This is a genomic window from Microbacterium sp. Yaish 1 (assembly GCF_002245215.1).
In the GTDB taxonomy this organism is placed as follows: domain Bacteria; phylum Actinomycetota; class Actinomycetes; order Actinomycetales; family Microbacteriaceae; genus Microbacterium.
Map to the genome: position 1 here is coordinate 979098 of NZ_NPMR01000001.1, position 18276 is coordinate 997373.

At 71.9% G+C, this 18276-nt stretch carries 21 protein-coding genes; 9 read left to right on the forward strand and 12 right to left on the reverse strand.

All coding sequences use genetic code 11. The features are described from left to right. Positions 1-15 precede the first annotated feature (15 nt). A complete protein-coding gene (locus CI089_RS04550) occupies positions 16-1512 on the reverse strand; it encodes a protein adenylyltransferase SelO (protein WP_094260461.1) in 1497 nt (498 codons plus the stop codon). Between the two features lie 114 nt (positions 1513-1626). On the opposite strand from CI089_RS04550, the gene CI089_RS04555 reads away from it, so the two are divergent. Continuing rightward, positions 1627-2937 carry a UDP-glucose dehydrogenase family protein gene (locus CI089_RS04555; RefSeq protein WP_094260462.1) on the forward strand — a complete coding sequence of 437 codons (1311 nt, stop codon included), beginning with the start codon at positions 1627-1629 and terminating at the stop codon, positions 2935-2937. On the opposite strand, the gene CI089_RS04560 is transcribed toward CI089_RS04555, so the two are convergent. After that, positions 2938-3411: an acyl-CoA thioesterase gene (locus tag CI089_RS04560; protein ID WP_094260463.1), complete on the reverse strand. Its 474-nt coding sequence runs from the start codon at positions 3409-3411 to the stop codon at positions 2938-2940. It abuts the gene before it with no gap. 83 nt (positions 3412-3494) lie between these two features. Here CI089_RS04560 and CI089_RS04565 point away from each other — a divergent pair, with 83 nt between their 5' ends. Further along, positions 3495-3731, forward strand: coding sequence for a three-helix bundle dimerization domain-containing protein (locus tag CI089_RS04565; protein ID WP_094260464.1), 237 nt, complete (start codon positions 3495-3497; stop codon positions 3729-3731). Here the strand turns inward: CI089_RS04565 and CI089_RS16370 are convergent. From CI089_RS16370 to CI089_RS04610, 9 genes are all read right to left on the reverse strand, one after another. Then, positions 3711-4229, reverse strand: a complete 519-nt coding sequence (locus tag CI089_RS16370) for a Na+/H+ antiporter subunit E (protein ID WP_179223225.1) — start codon at positions 4227-4229, stop codon at positions 3711-3713. The genes CI089_RS04565 and CI089_RS16370 overlap by 21 nt on opposite strands. 11 nt (positions 4230-4240) lie before the next feature. Beyond that, a complete protein-coding gene (locus CI089_RS04575) occupies positions 4241-6004 on the reverse strand; it encodes a complex I subunit 5 family protein (RefSeq protein WP_143738896.1) in 1764 nt (587 codons plus the stop codon). Continuing rightward, entirely contained in the window at positions 5995-7536 is a 1542-nt protein-coding gene (locus CI089_RS04580) for a complex I subunit 5 family protein (protein WP_094260467.1), read from the reverse strand. Before CI089_RS04580 ends, CI089_RS04575 begins: the two co-directional genes overlap by 10 nt. Continuing rightward, positions 7533-8975 (reverse strand): complex I subunit 5 family protein, encoded by a 1443-nt coding sequence (locus tag CI089_RS04585; protein WP_094260468.1) that lies wholly within the window; start codon positions 8973-8975, stop codon positions 7533-7535. The genes CI089_RS04580 and CI089_RS04585 overlap by 4 nt, the downstream gene beginning before the upstream one ends. After that, positions 8972-9283: an NADH-quinone oxidoreductase subunit K gene (locus CI089_RS04590; RefSeq protein ID WP_094260469.1), complete on the reverse strand. Its 312-nt coding sequence runs from the start codon at positions 9281-9283 to the stop codon at positions 8972-8974. The genes CI089_RS04585 and CI089_RS04590 overlap by 4 nt, the downstream gene beginning before the upstream one ends. After that, positions 9280-10230: a hydrogenase subunit MbhD domain-containing protein gene (locus CI089_RS04595; RefSeq protein ID WP_094260470.1), complete on the reverse strand. Its 951-nt coding sequence runs from the start codon at positions 10228-10230 to the stop codon at positions 9280-9282. The genes CI089_RS04590 and CI089_RS04595 overlap by 4 nt, the downstream gene beginning before the upstream one ends. Then, positions 10227-10550 (reverse strand): cation:proton antiporter, encoded by a 324-nt coding sequence (locus CI089_RS04600; protein ID WP_094261235.1) that lies wholly within the window; start codon positions 10548-10550, stop codon positions 10227-10229. The genes CI089_RS04595 and CI089_RS04600 overlap by 4 nt, the downstream gene beginning before the upstream one ends. A gap of 17 nt (positions 10551-10567) precedes the next feature. Then, positions 10568-10828, reverse strand: coding sequence for a hypothetical protein (locus CI089_RS04605; protein ID WP_094261236.1), 261 nt, complete (start codon positions 10826-10828; stop codon positions 10568-10570). A gap of 66 nt (positions 10829-10894) precedes the next feature. Beyond that, on the reverse strand, positions 10895-11599 hold the full coding sequence (locus tag CI089_RS04610; protein WP_094260471.1) for an L-ribulose-5-phosphate 4-epimerase: 705 nt from the start codon (positions 11597-11599) through the stop codon (positions 10895-10897). Positions 11600-11716: 117 nt separating this feature from the next. On the opposite strand from CI089_RS04610, the gene CI089_RS04615 reads away from it, so the two are divergent. Genes CI089_RS04615 through CI089_RS04625 form a run of 4 tightly spaced genes read left to right on the forward strand, consistent with a single transcriptional unit; the run spans position 11717 to position 14414 of the window. Then, on the forward strand, positions 11717-12817 hold the full coding sequence (locus tag CI089_RS04615; protein ID WP_094260472.1) for a VanZ family protein: 1101 nt from the start codon (positions 11717-11719) through the stop codon (positions 12815-12817). A gap of 19 nt (positions 12818-12836) precedes the next feature. After that, on the forward strand, positions 12837-13013 hold the full coding sequence (locus tag CI089_RS16375) for a hypothetical protein (RefSeq protein WP_157096452.1): 177 nt from the start codon (positions 12837-12839) through the stop codon (positions 13011-13013). 52 nt (positions 13014-13065) lie between these two features. Further along, positions 13066-13617: a VOC family protein gene (locus CI089_RS04620; RefSeq protein WP_094260473.1), complete on the forward strand. Its 552-nt coding sequence runs from the start codon at positions 13066-13068 to the stop codon at positions 13615-13617. Next, positions 13614-14414 (forward strand): MerR family transcriptional regulator, encoded by an 801-nt coding sequence (locus CI089_RS04625; protein ID WP_094260474.1) that lies wholly within the window; start codon positions 13614-13616, stop codon positions 14412-14414. The genes CI089_RS04620 and CI089_RS04625 overlap by 4 nt, the downstream gene beginning before the upstream one ends. Before the next feature lie 4 nt (positions 14415-14418). Here CI089_RS04625 and CI089_RS04630 read toward each other — a convergent pair whose 3' ends face one another. Next, a complete protein-coding gene (locus CI089_RS04630) occupies positions 14419-15381 on the reverse strand; it encodes an alpha/beta fold hydrolase (protein ID WP_094260475.1) in 963 nt (320 codons plus the stop codon). 77 nt (positions 15382-15458) lie between these two features. On the opposite strand from CI089_RS04630, the gene CI089_RS04635 reads away from it, so the two are divergent. From CI089_RS04635 to CI089_RS04645, 3 genes are read left to right on the forward strand one after another with little or no spacing between them, the layout of a single operon-like run. Beyond that, entirely contained in the window at positions 15459-16574 is a 1116-nt protein-coding gene (locus CI089_RS04635; RefSeq protein ID WP_094260476.1) for a Gfo/Idh/MocA family protein, read from the forward strand. Between the two features lie 9 nt (positions 16575-16583). Beyond that, complete coding sequence (locus CI089_RS04640) at positions 16584-17525, forward strand: metal ABC transporter substrate-binding protein (protein ID WP_094260477.1); 942 nt, start codon at positions 16584-16586, stop codon at positions 17523-17525. Beyond that, positions 17522-18271 (forward strand): metal ABC transporter ATP-binding protein, encoded by a 750-nt coding sequence (locus CI089_RS04645; RefSeq protein WP_094260478.1) that lies wholly within the window; start codon positions 17522-17524, stop codon positions 18269-18271. Before CI089_RS04640 ends, CI089_RS04645 begins: the two co-directional genes overlap by 4 nt. Positions 18272-18276 lie beyond the last annotated feature (5 nt).

The following is an 18276-nucleotide window of genomic DNA, read 5'->3' on the forward strand; positions in this document are numbered from 1 at the left end:
CGCGTTCCGCTCCGGTCAGGTGCCGCAGAACGTCTGGTAGCCGGCCGCGAAGTCCGGACCAGCCGGCTCGGCATACCGCTCCGCGCCCGAGCGCGCCGTGAACGGCGTCGACAGGACGGTGGTGAGCCAGCCGAGCGGCTCGAGGTTGCCCTCGGTCGCCGCGGCGAGCGCCTCCTCGACGAGGTGGTTGCGCGGCACGTAGACCGGGTTCGCGGCATCCATCACCTCGGGGTCGGGATCGTGGGCGCGCCACCGGCCCAGCCAGCCGGTCAGCGCCGGATCCCCGCCGAGGGCCGCCTCGAGACCGGCGGCGTCGCCCCGCGCGGCATCCGACAGCGACCGGAACGTCGAGGTGTAGTCCGCGCGCTTCCGCTCGAGCATCTCGTGCAACTCACCGGCGAGCGCCTCGACCTCGTCATCCGACACGGCGTCACCCGCACCGGCCACCAGCCCGAGCTTGCGCCGCATGCCCGCCGCGCGCGCCTGGGCGAACCGGGGTCGGAACTCCGCCAGCGCGCCTTGAGCCAGCTCGACGGCCCGCTCGAGCTCGTCGTCGAACAGCGGCAGCATCGCCTCGGCGAGCCGGGCGAGGTTCCACTCCGCGATGTAGGGCTGGTTGCCGTAGGCGTAGCGTCCGCCGGTGTCGATCGAGCTGTAGACGGTGGCCGGGTCGTACGCGTCGAGGAACGCGCACGGACCGTAGTCGATCGTCTCGCCCGACAGCGTCATGTTGTCGGTGTTCATCACGCCGTGGATGAAGCCGACCAGCATCCACCGCGCCACGAGGTCGGCCTGCGCGCGAACGACCCCACGGAACAGCCCCGGCGCGGGAACCTCCTCGGCCGCCGCCTCGGGATGGTGCCGGGCGATCGCATACTCGACGACGGAACGCAGCACGGCGATGTCGCCCGTCCCCCGCGCGAACTCGACGCTGCCCACCCGCAGGTGGCTCGACGCGGTCCGCACCAGCACGGCACCCGGAAGCGCCGTCTCGCGCAGCACCTCGCGCCCGGTCGCGACGACGGCGAGCGAACGCGTCGTCGGGATGCCGAGGGCGTGCATCGCCTCGCTCATGACGTACTCGCGCAGCATCGGTCCGACAGCCGCGAGCCCGTCGCCCCCGCGCGCGAACGGCGTCGGCCCCGATCCCTTCAGGTGCAGGTCACGGAGCGAGCCGTCGGGCGCGGTCAGCTCGCCGAGCAGCAACGCCCGGCCGTCGCCCAGGCGGGGCGAGAACCCGCCGAACTGGTGGCCGGCGTACGCCTGCGCGACCGGCTGCGCACCATCGGGCAACGCGGCTCCCACGAGAAGGTCGACCCCGGCGGGGCTGCGCAGGAACCCGGCATCCAGCCCGAGCTCACCGGCGAGCTGCTCATTGAGCACGAGCAGGCGCGGCTCGGGCGCGGGATCCGCCGACCACGGTCGCGCGAGCGCGGGCAACGCGTCGGCGAAGTCGTGCGACAGCGTGAGCGACTGCGACTGCGACTGCGACTGCGACGGAACCGAAGACATGCTCCGAGGCTACGCGCGCTGCGCCGCACCGGGGCCGGACCCGTTTACGCGTCTGACACAGGTTCTTGATATGAAAGGTGGGCGGTCCGCCCGGGTCCGCGGAGAGCGAGCGCCATGCGTCTGTCAGTCATCGGTTGCGGTTACCTCGGCGCGGTGCACGCCGCCGCGATGGCGTCGATCGGTCACGAGGTCGTCGGGATCGACGTCGACGAGCGCAAGATCACGTCGCTCTCGAACGGCGAGGCGCCGTTCTTCGAGCCGGGGCTGCAGGAGATCCTGAGCGAGGGTCTCGCGTCGGGCCGGCTGCGCTTCTCGACCGACATGGCGGATGCCGCCGGCGCCGCCGTCCACTTCATCGGCGTCGGCACCCCGCAGCAGAAGGACGGCTACGCCGCCGACCTGACCTACGTCAACGCCGCCGTCGACGCGCTCATCCCGCACCTCGCCGAGGGCGACATCGTCGCCGGCAAGTCGACGGTCCCCGTCGGCACCGCCGCCACGCTCGCCGAGCGCGTGACCCCCACCGGCGCGACTCTCGTCTGGAACCCCGAGTTCCTGCGCGAGGGCTGGGCGGTGCAGGACACCGTCGACCCCGACCGCCTCGTCGCGGGCGTCCCCGCCGGCGCCGAGGGCGAGCGCGCCGCCGACATCCTGCGCGAGGTGTATCACCCCTCGGTCGCCAAGAACACGCCGTTCATCGTCACCGACCTCGCCACCGCCGAGCTCGTCAAGGTCGCCGCCAACGCCTTCCTCGCGACCAAGATCAGCTTCATCAACGCGATGGCCGAGATCGCCGAGGTCACCGGCGCCGACGTCACGACCCTCGCCGACGCGATCGGCCACGACGCGCGCATCGGCCGCCGCTTCCTCGGAGCGGGCATCGGCTTCGGCGGCGGCTGCCTGCCGAAGGACATCCGCGCGTTCTCCGCCCGCGCCGAAGAGCTCGGCCGCGGCGAGTCCGTCGCGTTCCTCCGCGAGGTCGACGCCATCAACATGCGCCGACGCGACCGCGCCGTCGACCTCGTCGTCGACGCGCTCGGCGGCTCGGTGTACAAGAAGAACGTCACGGTGCTCGGTGCCGCGTTCAAGCCGCACAGCGACGACATCCGAGACTCCCCTGCCCTCGACGTCGCCGTGCGCCTGCACGGCCTCGGCGCCTGGGTCACCGTGACCGACCCCGAGGCGATCGAGAACGCCCGCCGCGTCCACCCGCAGCTCAACTACGTCGACGACCGCGACGAGGCCCTCCGCGCCGCCGACGCCGTCATCGTCGTCACCGAGTGGGACGAGTACCGCCGCCAGCTCGACCCCGCTCACGCCGCGACGCTCACCGCGGGCCGGCTCGTCATCGACGGCCGCAACTGCCTCGACGCCGACGCCTGGCGCGCGGCCGGGTGGGACTACCGCGGCATGGGCCGCCCCTGATCAGGGCAGGCGCACCGAGTCGGTCTTCGGGTGCTCGCGCGGCATCCGGTCACGGTCGTACGTGATGGCGGAGTAGCCGTGCGGGATCGGCTGCCCCTGCTCGTCGACGCTCACGAACACGAGCCGCTCGATCGAGAGGATGCGCTTGCGCGTGATCATGTTGCGCACCACGGCGCGCATCGTCAGCGACGTGCGGCCGAAGTGCGTCGCCGTCAGCCCCATCTCGATGAGGTCGCCCTGCAGGGCCGACGACTCGAAGTTGATCTCGGAGATCAGCTTGGTCACCACCCGGTAGTTGCCGAGCTGGATGATCGCGTAGATCGCGGCCTCTTCGTCGATCCAGCGAAGAAGGCTGCCGCCGAAGAGCGTGCCGTTGGCGTTGAGGTCCTCCGGTCGCACCCACTTGCGCGTGTGGAAGTTGATGCCGCCCTCTGACCAGGGCCATTCGGAACTCGTCTGATCGCTCACGTTCATCCAGCCTAGCTCGCCATGATCGCACGGTCCGGGCGTCGCGTCGACCGGTTCCGCGCGCACGGCGGGCGGCGGATGATGTGCGCATGGACAAGCCTGCGAAAGACTTCGACGCTCACGAGGTGGCGGAGGAGGTCGCCGAACGCGTGAAGAAGCGGATGCCGGATGTCGACGACGATCTCATCCGCCGCGAGGCGGCGGCATCGGTCGACAGCCACGCCGACGCGCGGGTGACCGACTTCATCGGCATCATCGCCGAGCGCGAGACCCGCGAGCGCCTCGCCGACATCGCCGACGAGTCCTCAGGCGCCGCCTCCGACTGACCAGGCCTCCTCGATGCGGGCGATGCGCCGCTCCAGGGAAGCGAGCGCCCCGGCGACGTCCACCGAGGGGCTGATCGTGTGCACCGCGATCAGCCGCCCGTCGATGCTGGCGGTGAGACTGCCCGGCATCAGGTTCGCCACGAGCGCCAGCGCGGCGCGGCCCGTCGATGTCTCGAGCACCGTCGTATGCGTCACCCACTCGGGATCGATGTCGGCCCGCGGCAACCAGATCGCCCGGCGTGCGACATCGATCCCGCCGACGATCGAGCGACCGATCACCCACGATGCCAGCTCGAGAGCCCCGAGCGCTCCTCGCACCGAGCGGATCAGCCCGACCCGGCGCCTCGGTATTCCCGTCAGGGCATACGTGGTCGCCACGACCACCGGGACGGCGACCATGCCGTAGCCGAACGCCGCCACCGACGCCTCGGTCGCCGCGATCCAGACGATGCCGATCACGACGAGCCGGCACAGCACCGAGACGATCACCGTTCCCACCCGTCCAGCCCTCACGACACCATCACCGCCGCCACAACCGCGACGAGCACAGCACCGCCCAGGGCGAGCACGATCACCGAGCCCGAGCCGGACCACGTGCCGATCGCGCGCTGCGCGCGGTCGAGCCCCGGCCCCGCGCTCGGGCCCGCGGCGATCCGGGCGACGACGGCACCCCGGACCTGTCCCAGGCCGTTCGACGCGACGGTGAGACCCCGCAGGACGATCCGCGCCGCGCGCTCCTCGACCACGACGATGTCGCCCGGCGGCACGGTGGGTGAGCGCTCCGGCGAGCGCCGCGTGACCGCAAGGGCGACCGCGGCGCCGGCGAGCCCGAGCAGCAGCGGCCAGGTCTGCGCCCAGACGGCCGACGGATCGAGCCAGCCCGGCACGCTCAGCGGCGGTGCCCATGCCGACGCGAGCGCCGCGACCGGCACCGCCGCGAGCACCGACAGGGCGACCCACGCGATGCCTCGCGTACGCGCCGTGTGCTTCGGCGCGCGCTCGCGCCGCGACAGCGCGACGGCGAACCGGGCCAGCAGCAGCGTCGACCCCACACCGAACCACGGCAGCACATCGGCGACGCCGAGGGCCGGCAGCAGCGGCACCGCCACCTCGCCGACGGCCTCCTTCGCGACGTACTTCGCGATGAACCCGCTCGTGAACGGCGCACCGACGAGCGCGAGAGACGCGACGGCGAGCGCCGCCGTGACGATCCATCGCGGCAGCCGTTCGCTGTCCCACGCCTGCACCCCCAGGAACAGCGCCCCCTTCACGAGCCCGTGCGAGACGCTGTAGACCACGACGGCGGCGATGCAGGCGGGCGCGAGCGGCGGCGCGACGAGGGCCGCGCCGATGACGGCCGTCAGGAAGCCCATCTGGCTGATGCTGCTGTAGGCGAGGATGACCTTGGGGTTGCGCTGCAGCACGCCCGCGGGCACCGCCAGCAGCCCGCCGACGAGGCCGAGCACGAGGAACACCGCTCCCCACGTCGGTTCGCCGGCTCCCTCGCCGAGCGGCAGGAAGCGCAGCCACCCGACGATCCCCGCCTTCAGCATCGCTCCCGACAGCACCGCGCTCGCGGGACTCGGCGCTGCCGGATGCGCGAGCGGCAGCCAGACGTGCAGCGGGACGGTGCCCGCCTTCACTCCGAAGCCGATCAGCAGCAGCAGGATGATCGTCCCCTGAGCGGGCGAGGCGGCGACGGCCGCCGGAGCGTCCCCGACCGTGGTGACGCCGTCCGCGGCCAGCAGCAGGAGCGCCGCGAGCACGGCGCACTCCCCGAACACCGTCAGCACCAGATAGATGGCGCCGGCACGCCGCGCACTCGCCGTCCGGTCGTGCACGACGATCGCGTACCCGAGGAAGCTCATCGCGGCGAAGGCCAGGTAGAACGTCACGAGATCGTCGGCGAGGAACACCGCGATGTTGCCGGTGAAGCACAGCAGCAGGAAGGCCGTCAGCACGTGCGGACGCTCGGCTTTCGACCGGGCCACGAACGACAGGGCCACGCCGTACAGGACGACCGCCATCAGCACCAGGGGCCGTGCGACGGCGTCGAGCCGGATGGAGGTGCCGAGCAGCATCCACGCGATCTCATGGCGGGTGCCGGCGTCGACGACCGCGGCCACACCGGCGGGCAGCACGACGAGCCAGGAGAAGCGGGTGATCGCCTCCCGCGCCCGGCGCGCCCCCGCGCCCCCGATACCGCTCAACACGGCGATGAGCGCCGCGACGAGCAGCGGCAACGACAGCGCGGGGAGGAAGATCACAGCCACGCTCCGTCCGCGATGAACCGGGCGAGCGACCACGGCGAGAACTCCCAGCCCGCGGCGACGCCGAGTCCGACGACGGCCGCGGCCGTGATGAGGGTGGGAACGAGCAGCGCGGCGGGCGCCTCGAGGCGCCGCGCGCGGTCGCCCGGCTCGGTCAGCCGGGGCGCCCGCTCCGCCGACGCGGCGGTGGCCGCCGGCTCCGTCCACATCGCGATGATCACCGGCAGGAAGTACCCGGCGTTGAGGATCGTGCTCGTCAGCAGCACCGCGATGACCCACGGCTCGCCGGCGTCCAGGGCCCCCACGCCCAGCGCCCACTTCGAGATGAATCCGGCGAAGGGCGGCAGCCCGATCATCCCGAGCGCCGCGATCGTGAAGGCCGTCGCCGTCAGCGGCATCCGCCGTCCGACTCCGCCGAGTTCGCTGATCCTGTGGATCTTCAGCTCCTCCGCGAACAGCCCGGCGCAGAAGAAGAGGGTGATCTTCATGAACCCCTGATTGACCATGTGCACGATCGCGCCGGCGGTGGCCATCGGGGCCAGCAGCGCCGCGCCGAGCGCGATGTAGGCCACCTGCGACACCGTCGAGTACGCGAGGCGCTTCTTCAGATCGTCCTGGGTGAGCGCACGGAGCGAGCCGTAGACGATCGTGATCGCGGCGACGACGGCGAGCACCGCGAGCAGGCCGAGGTCGGCGAACAGCTCGAAGCCGAACGTGTCCTCGACGACCCGGATGATGCCGAAGGCGCCGGCCTTGACCACCGCCACCGCGTGCAGGAGCGCGCTGACGGGCGCCGGGGCGACCATCGCGACCGGCAGCCAGCCGTGCAGGGGGAACAGCGCTGCTTTCACCCCGACGCCCGTGAGCAGCAGGGCACCGATCGCGGTCGCCGTCGCGGGGTCACGCGCGGCGAGTGCGGCGACCTCGGGGATGCCCCCGGAGACGAACTCGACCGGTCCCACCTCGAGGGTCAGCCACGCGACGCCGAGCAGCAGCACGACCCCGCCCACGAGCGTGTAGCCGAGATAGGTGCGCGCTCCGCGCATCGCCTCGGGCGTGCCGCGGTGGGCGACGAGCGGATACGTCACGAGCGTCAGCAGCTCGAAGAAGATCAAGAAGGTGAAGAGGTTCTGCGCGAGCGCGATACCCGTCGTCGCCGTCACGCACAGGCTGAAGAACCCGAAGAACCGGCTGCGGTTCGGGGCGCCTTCGAGATAGCCGATCGCGTAGACGGTCGTGACGAGCCAGAGTCCCGACGAGAGCGCGACGAAGAACAGCGAGAACGTGTCGGTGACGAAGACGATCTCGAGCCCGGGGATCCACTCGAATGACGAACGGAGCTTCTCGCCCGACACGACGATGGGGATGAGCACGACCACGATCGCCACCTTCGCGATCGCGCCGGCGAGGTTGAGCGCCGTGCGCAGCCGCCGCTGCTCCTCCTTCAGGGCGAAGATGACGAGCGCCGGCACCAGCGAGGTCAGCAGCAGCACGACCGGGATGAGGCTGGGCGAGACGACGGAACCCGGGATCATGGCGCCGCTCCCTCGATGATCGCGACGAGCGGCCCCGGGAAGACGCCCATGACGACGGATGCCGCGGCCAGGACGAACGGCACGATCGACAGCGTGCGGCTCGGCAGGCCGTTCGGGGGCGGCGGGTCATCGCCCGGCGGCGCGAACATCGCCCGGAGCATCTTCGCGACGTACGCGAAGGTCAGCAGTCCGCCGGCGAGCAGCACCACGACCCACCACCAGGCGCCGACCGCGAGCGAGGACTCGAGCAGCTGCCACTTGCCCACGAACCCGAGGGTCGGCGGCAGCCCCGCCAGGCCGACTCCGGCGATCCCGATCGTGGCTGCCGTGAGCGGCATCCGGGCGAGCGCGCCCCGCAGCCCGCCGAGACGGTCGCTGCCGTAAGCGACCATGAGAGTGCCGGCCGCGAGGAACATCGCCGCCTTCGCGAGCCCGTGCGCGACGGCGAGCACGACTCCGCCGCTCCACCCGGCCACGGCCGCGTCGCTCCCGTGTGCGCCGCCGTCGAGCATCAGCGGCAGCATCAGCACGAGGTACCCGACCTGCGCGACCGTCGAATAGGCGATGACGGTCTTCAGCCGATCGCGACGCAGCGCCATGAACCCGCCCCACAGGATGCCGGCGGCTCCGGCCGCGGCCGCGGCGTTCGCGAGCACGGGTCCGAGGGCGGTCTCGGGACCGATCGCGGCGAACACGCGCCACAGCACGAACAGCGACGCCTTGATCACGAGCGCCGACAGCAGCGCGCTCACGGCGGCGGGCGCAGCCGGATGCGCGACCGGAAGCCACGAATGCAGCGGGAACAGCGCCATCTTCGCCCCCATGCCGACCAGCGTCAGGGCGAGCACGGCCGCCGTGACGGGGCCGTCGTCGAGGCGACCCGCCGCCAGAGCGAGGTCGAGCGTCCCGGCCTGCCCGTACACGAGCGCGACCGCCAGGAGGTAGAACAGCGAACCGGTCACCGCCACGAACAGGTATCGCAGAGCCGCCGCACGCGCCCGCGCACCTCCCAGAGCGACGAGCGCGACCGCGGCCAGGGTCAGCAGCTCGAGCAGGACGTAGATGGTGAACAGGTCCGCGGCGACGAAGACGCCCGAGATGGCGGCCATCGCAAAGAGCGCGAGCGGCCAGAAGCTCTCGGCGCCGATGAGACGTGGCTCCGCCGCGCCCATGACGAAGGCGGCGAGGAACACGACATGCGCGAGGGCGAGCATCGCGACCGACGCCCCATCCGCCTGCAACGCGATGCCGAGCGGGGGAACCCATCCCGCGAGCTCGACGCGCACGAGGCCGGCGCCCGCGACAGCCGGCCACAGCGCGACCACGACGGAGCCGCTCGCGACGACGGCGACGACTCCCACGGCAGCGCGGAACCGGGCGGGAACGAGCGCGGCGACCACAGCGGCGGCCACCGGCACGAAGACCAGCAGCGGGATCATCCGTCCACCTGCTCGTTCTCGTCGGTGGTGTCCTCGACCCGGCGAGCGAGTGCGAGGGCGAGGCCCGTGATCGCGGCCATGACGACGATCCCCGTCAGGACGAGGGCCTGCGGCACAGGATCGGGCGCGCCGCCGTCAGCGCCGTCCGCGCCGCGGTCGGCGAGAGCCAGCAGCACGAGCATCACCCCGCCGGAGGCGACGTTCAGTGCGACGATGCGGCGGATGAGGTCGCGCACGACGAGGTGCGCCACGGTGCCGATGACGAACACCACGACGCCCGCGCCGAGGAAGAGCAGCGTCGCGTTCATGCGCGCACCTCGTCCACCGCGCCGGCGGGACCCGCGCTGTCGTCGACCGCGCCGGCGGCGAAGAAGATCTCGCTGAGCGCGACGCCGATCCCGACGGCGAGCACAGCTTCGATCGTGAGGATCGCCCCACCCGCCCAGGCGGTGTCGAGCCCGAGCCACGCCCCCGTCGCGCCGAGGCCGATGACGGCGAGGGCGACGAACGCAAGCAGACTCGCGCCCACGATCGCCGTCGCGACGGGGCGCGAGACGGCGGCGACTCGGATGCCGCACAGCCGGGCGATCACGAGAGCTGCGGCGATCAGCGCGCCCGACTGGAACGCCCCGCCGGGCTGAACGCTGCCGGCCACCAGCACCCAGATCGCGAGCACGAGGACGACCGGCACGAGCACGACCGCGAGGGCCCGCCGCACCGGATCAGCCGGAGTCACGGGCCGCAGCCGCTCGCGGCCGATCGCGCCCGCGGCCACTGCGGCGACGACGAGGACGGCGATCTCGAGGAGCGTGTCGAGGCTGCGGTAGTTCAGCAGCACGGCTGTCACGGGGTGCGAGACGCCCGCCGCGTCCGTCGCCGCGACCGCCTCCCGGCCCAGATCGGCGGGTTCGGCGCTCACGCTGCGCACCACCAGCAGCAGACCGACCAGACCCGCCGCACCTCCCACGGCGGCGACCCCGATCGCCATCGCCCGGCCCCGCGGATCGGCGCCCGGTCGCGGCGGCGTCCGGCGTTCGAGCGCGTCGACCAGCAACGCCCCGGCGATGCCGCCGCCCAGCGCCGCCTCCGCGAGCGCGACATCGGGCGCATCGATGCGGCCCCACAGGACCGCCAGCAGGATGCCGAACACCAGGAACGCGGTCGTCGCGGCGGCCCGGCCCCGCACGAGCACCGCCACCGAAGCGGCGACGACGACGGCGCCGACCGCGAGCACGTCCAGCAGGTCGACGTTCATGAGCCGCCGTCCGCGTCGCTCCGGCGCCTCCGGCGCTCACTGCCGGCCAGCAGGTGGGAGTTGCCGGCGGTGCCGAGGAGCGCGAGCACCCAGATCAGCAGCAGCTTCGCCGCGACCCCGAGGATGCCGAGCCCGTCGCCGCCCCGGGCGAACGCGTCGACGATGAGGGCGACGACGATGAACCCGAGGCCGAGGTTGTCGGCCTTGGCGACAGCGTGGAGGCGGGTCGGAAGATCCGGAAAACGAAGCAGCCCCAGCGTCCCGACGACGACGAACAGGCATCCGATCGTCAGCAGGCCGATCACGAGCGAGTCAAGCACGCCGACGTTCGCTCCGGTCACCGCTCTGCCCGCCGGGTGTAGACGACCACGACGACCGTCGCGAGGGCGACGACCGTGACGGCGACATCACGAAGAGCCGGGACGCCCAGCGCCGAGGCGAGGACGATGAAGAGCGCGGCGCCGCTCGTGCCGAGAAGCACGAAGGCCGTCAGCCGGTCCTCGGGGCTCGGCCCGCGCACCGCGCGCCAGAGTCCCGCGACGATGCAGACGAGCAGGATGGCGGCGACCGCATACAGCGCGATGTCCACTGCGGTCATGGCGTCTCCCATCCGACGTCGTCACCACTGACGATATCCGGAATGCGAAGCCGCCCCGGTGCGGGGCTACCGGCGGTCGTCGGTGGTCTGTCCGTAAACGTTCTGATACCGGTCGTACAGCGCATCGATCGCGTCCTGCGGGATCGGGAGCAGCTCCCCCGCCTGCCGGGCGATGTGCACCGTGCGGGCGACGTCCTCGACCATCACCGCGGCCTTGACCGCATCCTTCGCACTCGACCCGATCGTGAACGGCCCGTGATTCTGCATCAGCACCGCCCGAGAACGATGCCCCCGCAGGGTCTCCACGATCCCCCGGCCGATCGAGTCATCACCGATGATCGCGAACGGCCCCACCGGGATCGGACCCCCGAACTCATCGGCCATCGCCGTGATCACACACGGGATCTCCTCACCCCGCGCCGCCCACGCCACCGCATACGTCGAATGCGTGTGCACCACACCACCCACCTCGGGCATGTTCCGATACACATACGCATGAGCCGCCGTATCACTCGACGGCGCCCGGTCACTGCCCGGCGTCCCCGGCACCACAACGCCGTTCAGATCGCACACGATCATGTTCTCCGGCGCCAACTCGTCATACGACACCCCCGACGGCTTGATGACCATGAGGTCGTCGGCGGGGTCTCCGCCCAGGCGCACCCGGCCCGACACGTTGCCGCCGGTCCACACGACCAGCCCGTAACGCACCAGCTCCGCGTGCAACGACGCCACCTCGGCCCGAACCCGTGCCACCGCTTCGTGTTCCATCGGACTCCTCCGTCTCTCGGAATGAGCCGGATCCGCCTGCGGGACCGGCCGTCGACATGTTACCGGTAACACTGCTCGAGACGCGGAACCCTCCGCTCATCTGGAAGAGTTGTCGGAATGGGTGACAACGTCTTCCTCGGCGCCGTGGCGATCGGCATCGGCGCAATCGTCGGGATCGTGCTGTTCGTGCCCTTCGTGGCCATCCAGTACCGGCGCGCGGGGCACCTCACTGCGGGGCAGCTCGTGCTCTGGAGCGCGGCCCTCGTCTACTTCTTCGCCATCTGGACGTACACCCTCCTGCCGCTGCCCGACCCCGCCGGCATGCGGTGCGCGGGCGTCAACCTCAACCTCTTCGAGCTGGTCGACGACATCCGCGGCGCCGCGCAGCGCGCAGACGGCAGCGCCCGGGCGTTCCTCACCGACTTCGCGTTCCTGCAGCTCGCGCTCAACGTCCTGCTCTTCCTGCCGCTCGGCTTCTTCGTCCGGGTGCTCGCCCGCCGCGGCATCCTCGTCGCCTTCGCCGCCGGCCTCGGCATCTCGCTCATCGTCGAGTTCACGCAGCTCACCGGCGTCTGGGGCGTCTACCCGTGCGCCTACCGGGTCTTCGACGTCGACGATCTGTTCACCAACACCGTCGGCGCCGTGATCGGCTCGATCCTCGCGCTCCTCGTGCCGCGCCGGCCGGTCTCCGACGAGCCCGACGCCCCGCGCCCCGTGACCCGGGGCCGGCGTATCCTCGCGATGGTGTGCGACCTGCTCGCCTACTCGCTCGTCGGCATCTTCGTGAGCGTCGGCATTCAGGCCGCGCTCGTGTTCACGGGCAACCGCGACGTCGCCGTCGAGACCGACATCGCCGGTCAGGTCGGCTCCGTCGCCGCCCTCGTCATCGTCGTGGGATGCGTCCTGGTGTCGGGGCGCACGATCGGCGACCTGACCGTGCGCCTGCGCTACGCGGGAGGGCCGGCCCCGGCCGTGGTGACGCGCCTGACCCGGATCATCGGCGGCATCGGCGGATACGCGCTGCTGGATCAGCTCCCGGGCCCCTGGGGCTTCCTCACCTTCGCGTTCCTCATGACCGCGACGATCCTCACGTTCACGACCCGCGCCGGCCGGGGCCTGCCCGGTGTCCTCGGCGCCCAGGAACTGCGCGACAGCCGTGAGCATGGTCCCGCAGGACGAGTCGAAATCACCCGTACGGGGGACGCGCGCCGGCGCTGAGATCCGTACCGTCGAGGACATGGACGTCGAAGCACTCGCCCACACCGCCACCGGCGCTCTCGTCGGCATCGCCCTCGGATTCGTCGTGGGGCTGCTCACCCTCAACCCGATGCTCGGCGTCATCGTCGGGGGCGTCGCGATGATCGTCCTCGCGATCGCGGCCGTCATGCTGCTTCCCCGCGGCATGTACCGCTGACCGGGGCACCCCCGCTTGACCCTCACGCGACGTGAGGGCCGAGAGTGGTCGCATGACCGACCACCACACCCCCTATTACGACGCTTTCGAGATCAGCCCCGTTCCCCCGCCCGGACCGGATGCCGTCGCCCCCGAGCCGTATCGCGGCATCTACGGGATGCCGGCGTTCGTCACGATCCCCACGCGTGACCTGCCGGCCTCGACGCGATTCTGGACCGCGGGCCTGGGGTTCTTCGAGCTCTTCACGATCCCCGGAACCCTCGTGCACCTGCGCCGCTGGGCCTTCCAGGACGTGCTCCTCGTCGCCGCCGATCCCGCCTCGGCGCCGACGTCCGAACCGCCCGCGCTGACCTACAGCTACGCCTGCATCCTCGCGGAGCTCGACGGCATCGCCGCGGCCTGCCGCGGGCTCGCCCCGGGGGCGGTCGGCGAGCCCCGCGACACCCCGTGGAACAGCCGCGAGGTCGAGATCCGCACCCCGGAGAACGCGCGTATCGTCGTCACGGCGGCGAAGCCGTACGACCCCGGCAGTGCCGCAGCACGCTCCCTCGCCGCCATCGGCATCACCCCGACCGAGAACCCGGCGAAGAAGGAGCAGCCATGAGCGGCATCAGCACGGACGGGGTGACCGTCGGGCGCGCGGCATCCGACCTCGCCGTCACGGTGCGCACTCTGCATCACTGGGACGAGATCGGCCTCGCCTCGCCGTCGCTGCGCACCGACGCGGGCTACCGGCTGTATACCGCCGACGACATCGCGCGCCTGCAGCGCATCGTCGTGTACCGGGAGGTCGGGCTGGGGCTCGACCAGATCCGCTCGATCCTCGACGAGCCCGATCGCGACACCACCGCGGCTCTGCGGGAGCAACGCGACGAGGTGTCGCGCTCGCTCGTCCGCCTCGAGGCTCTCCGGGCCGGTCTCGATCGCATGATCGAGGCGCACGAGCGCGGCGTCCTGCTCACGGCCGAGGAGCAGCTGTCGATCTTCGGCCCCGACTGGAACCCCGACTGGCCCGCCCTCGCCCGGCACCGCTACGGCGATTCCCCGCAGTGGAAGCAGTACGCCGAGCGTTCCGCCACCCGCACCCCCGACCAATGGCGGGAGATCACGGCGGCGATGACCGCGCTCGAGGCCGACCTCGCCGCGGCGACCGACGCGGGCATCGAGCCCGGCGCGCCGGAGGCCGAAGCCCTCGTCGAACGCCACCGTGCGGCGATCGGCGAGTACTTCCCGGTGACCCGGTCGATGCAGGTCTGCCTCGGCCGGATGTACGAGGCGGATGCCGCCTTCGCCGCGCACTACGATCGCCTCCGGCCCGGCCTCGCCTCGTGGCTGCGCCGCAGCATCGACGCGAGCGCCCGCGCGCACGGCATCGACCCCGACACCGCGGTGTGGGAGTGACGGCTCAGCGGCGCCCGCCGGTGAACGCGCGCCACATGACGGCGGCGTGCGACTCCTTCGCGTGCTCGACGCCGACTTCATCGCCCTCCCGCGCGCTGAACCATTCCTGCACGCGATAGCGGGCCGCCCGCCACATGAGGGCGATCCCGCCGTACGCCGGCCGCGGGACGCGCGCCTCCTCCTGCGACATCTGACCGCGGCGGGGAAGATCGCCGGCGACGAAGGCGTCCATGAGCTTGGCCACGCCGATCGCGTTGCCGTTGATGACGGAGTGCGCGGCGCCGTGGATCTCCCACCGCCACGCATCGCGCGCGACGGCGACGAGCTCCGAGTGGAAGTAGCGCGGCGACGAGAAGTCCCGCGCGCCGCGAATGAGCAGCACCTGCGCCGAGACGTCCGCCAGGCGGCGTGGCAGCGGATACCGCATCATGTGCGGCAGCACCCGCATGAAGTAGGCGAAGCCGCAGAGCAGGTAGGCGCTGACCGCCAGCAGCACGAGACGGAACGGCTCGAACAGCGACGACTGCGCGAACCGGATCCCCTGCAGCACCACCGAGCGCTCCCGGTCGTTCACGACCGGACCGATGAGGACGGCGTGACGGATGCCGGGGCGCCGCGCGAGCACCTCGGTCACGATCTGCGTGCCGAAGGAATGCCCGAGCAGCACGGGGTCCTCGAGCTCGAACCGGTCGAGCACCGCCTCCACCTGGTCGGCGAAGAACGACACCGACGGCTCGTCGCGTGGCGCGCGCTGGCCCGCGAAGCCGGGGAGGTCGAGCGCGAAGACCCGGGCGTTCTGGGCGAGCAAGGGCGCGAGCAGATCGAAGTACGTCGCGGCCACCCCGATCCCCGCGATCAGCACGAAGGCCCGCTCCGCATCCGCCGAGGACGCGGTCTGCACCCGCGTGACACGCGTGCGCACCCCGTCGAACGCGACCGTCTCGACATCGATGTCGGCCGGCTCCATATCATCTTCACCGCCGCGAGCGCGCCCCTCCACCATGCCCCTACCGTCTCACACGCGGCCCCGTGCAGACTGTGCCGATGACCCTCACCTTCGCCATCGTCGGCAGCGGCTGGCGCAGCGACTTCTTCCTGCGCGTCGCCGCCGCTCTGCCCGAGCGGTTCCGCGTCTCCGGCCTCGTCACCCGCAGCGCGGCGACGGCGGCCGAGACCGAGGAGCGCTGGGGCGTCCGCGGCTACAGCGACCTCGACGCGCTCCTCTCCGACGGCGCCCCCGACTTCGTCGTCGTCTCGGTGCCCCGCGACGTGGCGCCCGGGATCATCCTCGACCTCGCGGGCCGCGGCATCCCGGTGCTGACCGAGACCCCGCCCGCAGCGGGGATCGACGACCTCGTCGCCCTGTGGGAGCACCTCGCCCGCCCGGGGATGCCGACCGTCCAGGTCGCCGAGCAGTACCACCTCTCACCGCTGCTGTCGGCGCAGCTCGCGGTCGCCCGTTCCGGCCGGCTGGGCACCCCGTCGTACGCGCTCGTCGCGCAGTGCCACGACTACCACGGCGTCAGCGTCATGCGCCGGGCCCTCGGGATCGGCGCCGGCGAGGCCGAGATCTCGGCATCCGTCTTCCGCTCCCCGCTCGTGGCCGGCCCCGACCGCGCCGGCGACCCCACCGCGGAGCGCGTCGTCACGGCGACGCAGACCACGGCACGGTTCGCCTTCGGCGACCGCCTGGGCGTGTACGACTTCGCGAGCGAGCAGTACTTCTCGTGGATCCGCGGCAACCGCCTGCTCATCCGCGGCGAGCGCGGCGAGATCGACAACGGCGAGGTGCGCCACCTGCGCCGGTTCGACGAGCCCGCCTTCGACTCGCTGCGCCGTGTCATGACCGGCGAGGGCGGCAACCTCGAGGGGATGTTCCTGCGCGGCATCCTCCTCGGCGACGAGTGGGTCTTCCGCAATCCGTTCCTCCCGGCACGTCTCAACGACGACGAGATCGCGATCGCGCGCATGCTCGACGCCATGCCGCGCGCCATCGACGGCCACGCGCCGGTCTACTCGCTGGCCGAGGCCAGCCAGGACCACTACCTGGCGCAGCTCTCGCAGCAGGCGGCCGAAACCGGTAACACCGTGCGCTCGCCGCGTCAACCCTGGGCCGATGTCGTCGACGCGGAATTGCATGCCCGGGAGGCCAGCGGGTAATTTTTCGGTATGCCGAAAAATCGACATCGTCGCCTCGCCGCCCTGGTCGCCCTCGGCGCGACGGCCGCTCTGCTCGCGGGCTGCGCGACGGGCTCGAACGCCGACGTCGCCGGTGAGCCGTCCGGCGACCGGCCCGTCGTGCTGACCACCTTCACGGTGCTCGCCGACATCGCGCGCAACGTCGCGGGCGACCGGCTCGACGTGCGCTCGATCACGAAGGCCGGAGCCGAGATCCACGGCTACGAGCCCACCCCGCGCGACATCGCGGCGGCATCCGACGCGGATCTGATCCTCGACAACGGGCTGGGCCTCGAGTCGTGGTTCGCGCGGTTCGTCGAGACCGCCGACGCACCGCACGCCGTCGTCTCCGACGGCGTCGAGACGATCGACATCACCGGCGACGCCTACGCCGGCAAGCCCAACCCCCACGCCTGGATGAGCCCCCTGAACGTGCAGCTGTACGTCGACAACATCGTCGCGGCGTTCAGCGAGCTCGATCCGGCGGGCGCCGACGCCTACGCCGCGAACGGTGCGGCATACAACGACGAGCTGCAGCGGATCCACGACGATCTCGTCGCCGACCTCGCGACGGTGCCGGTCGAGCAGCGGGCGCTCGTCACATGCGAGGGCGCATTTTCGTACCTCGCCCGCGACGCCGGGCTCACCGAGGCCTACATCTGGCCCGTCAACGCCGAGCAGCAGGCGACGCCCCAGCAGATCCGGCAGACGATCGAGTTCGTCCAGGACAACGACGTGCCCGCCGTGTTCTGCGAGTCGACCGTCTCGGACCGTCCGATGCAGCAGGTGGTCGAGGCGACGGATGCCGTCTTCGGCGGCACGCTCTACGTCGACTCGCTCTCCGAGGCCGGCGGCCCCGTGCCGACCTACCTCGATCTGCTCCGCCATGACGCCGAGACCATCGCCGCGGCACTGACCCGGAGCGCCTCGTGAGCGCCGCGACCGGCGCGTCCCCGGCAATCGAGGTCTCGGGCGTCTCGGTGCGCTACCGCGACATCGTGGCGCTCGACGACGTCCACCTCGCCGTCGCGCCCGGGCGGGTGACCGCGCTGATCGGCATGAACGGCTCGGGGAAGTCGACGCTGTTCAAGTCGATCACGGGCCTCGTGCGTCCCGCCAGCGGACGAGTGAGCATCGCCGGGCAGACACCCGCCGCCGCCCGCCGCCGCGGCCTCATCGGGTACGTGCCGCAGAGCGAGGACGTCGACTGGACCTTCCCGGTGTCGGTGCGCGACGTCGTGATGATGGGTCGGTACGGGCACCTCGGCCCCACGCGGCGCCCGCGCCCCGAGGACCATCGCGCCGTCGACGCCGCGCTCGAGCGCGTCGAGCTGAGCGAGCTCGCCGACCGTCAGATCGGCCGGTTGTCGGGCGGTCAGCGCAAGCGCGCGTTCGTGGCGCGCGGCATCGCCCAGGATGCCGGCATCCTGCTCCTCGACGAGCCGTTCGCGGGCGTCGACAAGAAGTCCGAGGCGACGATCGTGCGACTGCTGCGCGAGCTCGCCGCCGACGGCCGGACCGTGCTCGTCTCCACCCACGACCTCCACGCCCTCCCGTCCCTCGCCGACGAGGCGGTGCTGCTGCTGCGCCGCGTCGTCTTCCAGGGCGCCGTCGACGAGGCGCTCCGCCCCGAGCTGCTCGCGCGCGCCTTCGGCCTGACCACCGAGGAGCGCCCGTGACCCTC

Excerpts from the sequence above, each read along its gene's own strand:
- CI089_RS04550 (WP_094260461.1), bottom strand. The coding sequence starts at position 1,512 with ATGTCTTCGGTTCCGTCGCAGTCGCAGTCGCAGTCGCAGTCGCTCACG.
- CI089_RS04555 (WP_094260462.1), top strand. The coding sequence starts at position 1,627 with ATGCGTCTGTCAGTCATCGGTTGCGGTTACCTCGGCGCGGTGCACGCC.
- CI089_RS04560 (WP_094260463.1), bottom strand. The coding sequence starts at position 3,411 with ATGAACGTGAGCGATCAGACGAGTTCCGAATGGCCCTGGTCAGAGGGC.
- CI089_RS04565 (WP_094260464.1), top strand. The coding sequence starts at position 3,495 with ATGGACAAGCCTGCGAAAGACTTCGACGCTCACGAGGTGGCGGAGGAG.
- CI089_RS04580 (WP_094260467.1), bottom strand. The coding sequence starts at position 7,536 with ATGATCCCGGGTTCCGTCGTCTCGCCCAGCCTCATCCCGGTCGTGCTG.
- CI089_RS04585 (WP_094260468.1), bottom strand. The coding sequence starts at position 8,975 with ATGATCCCGCTGCTGGTCTTCGTGCCGGTGGCCGCCGCTGTGGTCGCC.
- CI089_RS04590 (WP_094260469.1), bottom strand. The coding sequence starts at position 9,283 with ATGAACGCGACGCTGCTCTTCCTCGGCGCGGGCGTCGTGGTGTTCGTC.
- CI089_RS04595 (WP_094260470.1), bottom strand. The coding sequence starts at position 10,230 with ATGAACGTCGACCTGCTGGACGTGCTCGCGGTCGGCGCCGTCGTCGTC.
- CI089_RS04605 (WP_094261236.1), bottom strand. The coding sequence starts at position 10,828 with ATGACCGCAGTGGACATCGCGCTGTATGCGGTCGCCGCCATCCTGCTC.
- CI089_RS04610 (WP_094260471.1), bottom strand. The coding sequence starts at position 11,599 with ATGGAACACGAAGCGGTGGCACGGGTTCGGGCCGAGGTGGCGTCGTTG.
- CI089_RS04615 (WP_094260472.1), top strand. The coding sequence starts at position 11,717 with ATGGGTGACAACGTCTTCCTCGGCGCCGTGGCGATCGGCATCGGCGCA.
- CI089_RS16375 (WP_157096452.1), top strand. The coding sequence starts at position 12,837 with ATGGACGTCGAAGCACTCGCCCACACCGCCACCGGCGCTCTCGTCGGC.
- CI089_RS04620 (WP_094260473.1), top strand. The coding sequence starts at position 13,066 with ATGACCGACCACCACACCCCCTATTACGACGCTTTCGAGATCAGCCCC.
- CI089_RS04625 (WP_094260474.1), top strand. The coding sequence starts at position 13,614 with ATGAGCGGCATCAGCACGGACGGGGTGACCGTCGGGCGCGCGGCATCC.
- CI089_RS04630 (WP_094260475.1), bottom strand. The coding sequence starts at position 15,381 with ATGGAGCCGGCCGACATCGATGTCGAGACGGTCGCGTTCGACGGGGTG.
- CI089_RS04635 (WP_094260476.1), top strand. The coding sequence starts at position 15,459 with ATGACCCTCACCTTCGCCATCGTCGGCAGCGGCTGGCGCAGCGACTTC.
- CI089_RS04640 (WP_094260477.1), top strand. The coding sequence starts at position 16,584 with ATGCCGAAAAATCGACATCGTCGCCTCGCCGCCCTGGTCGCCCTCGGC.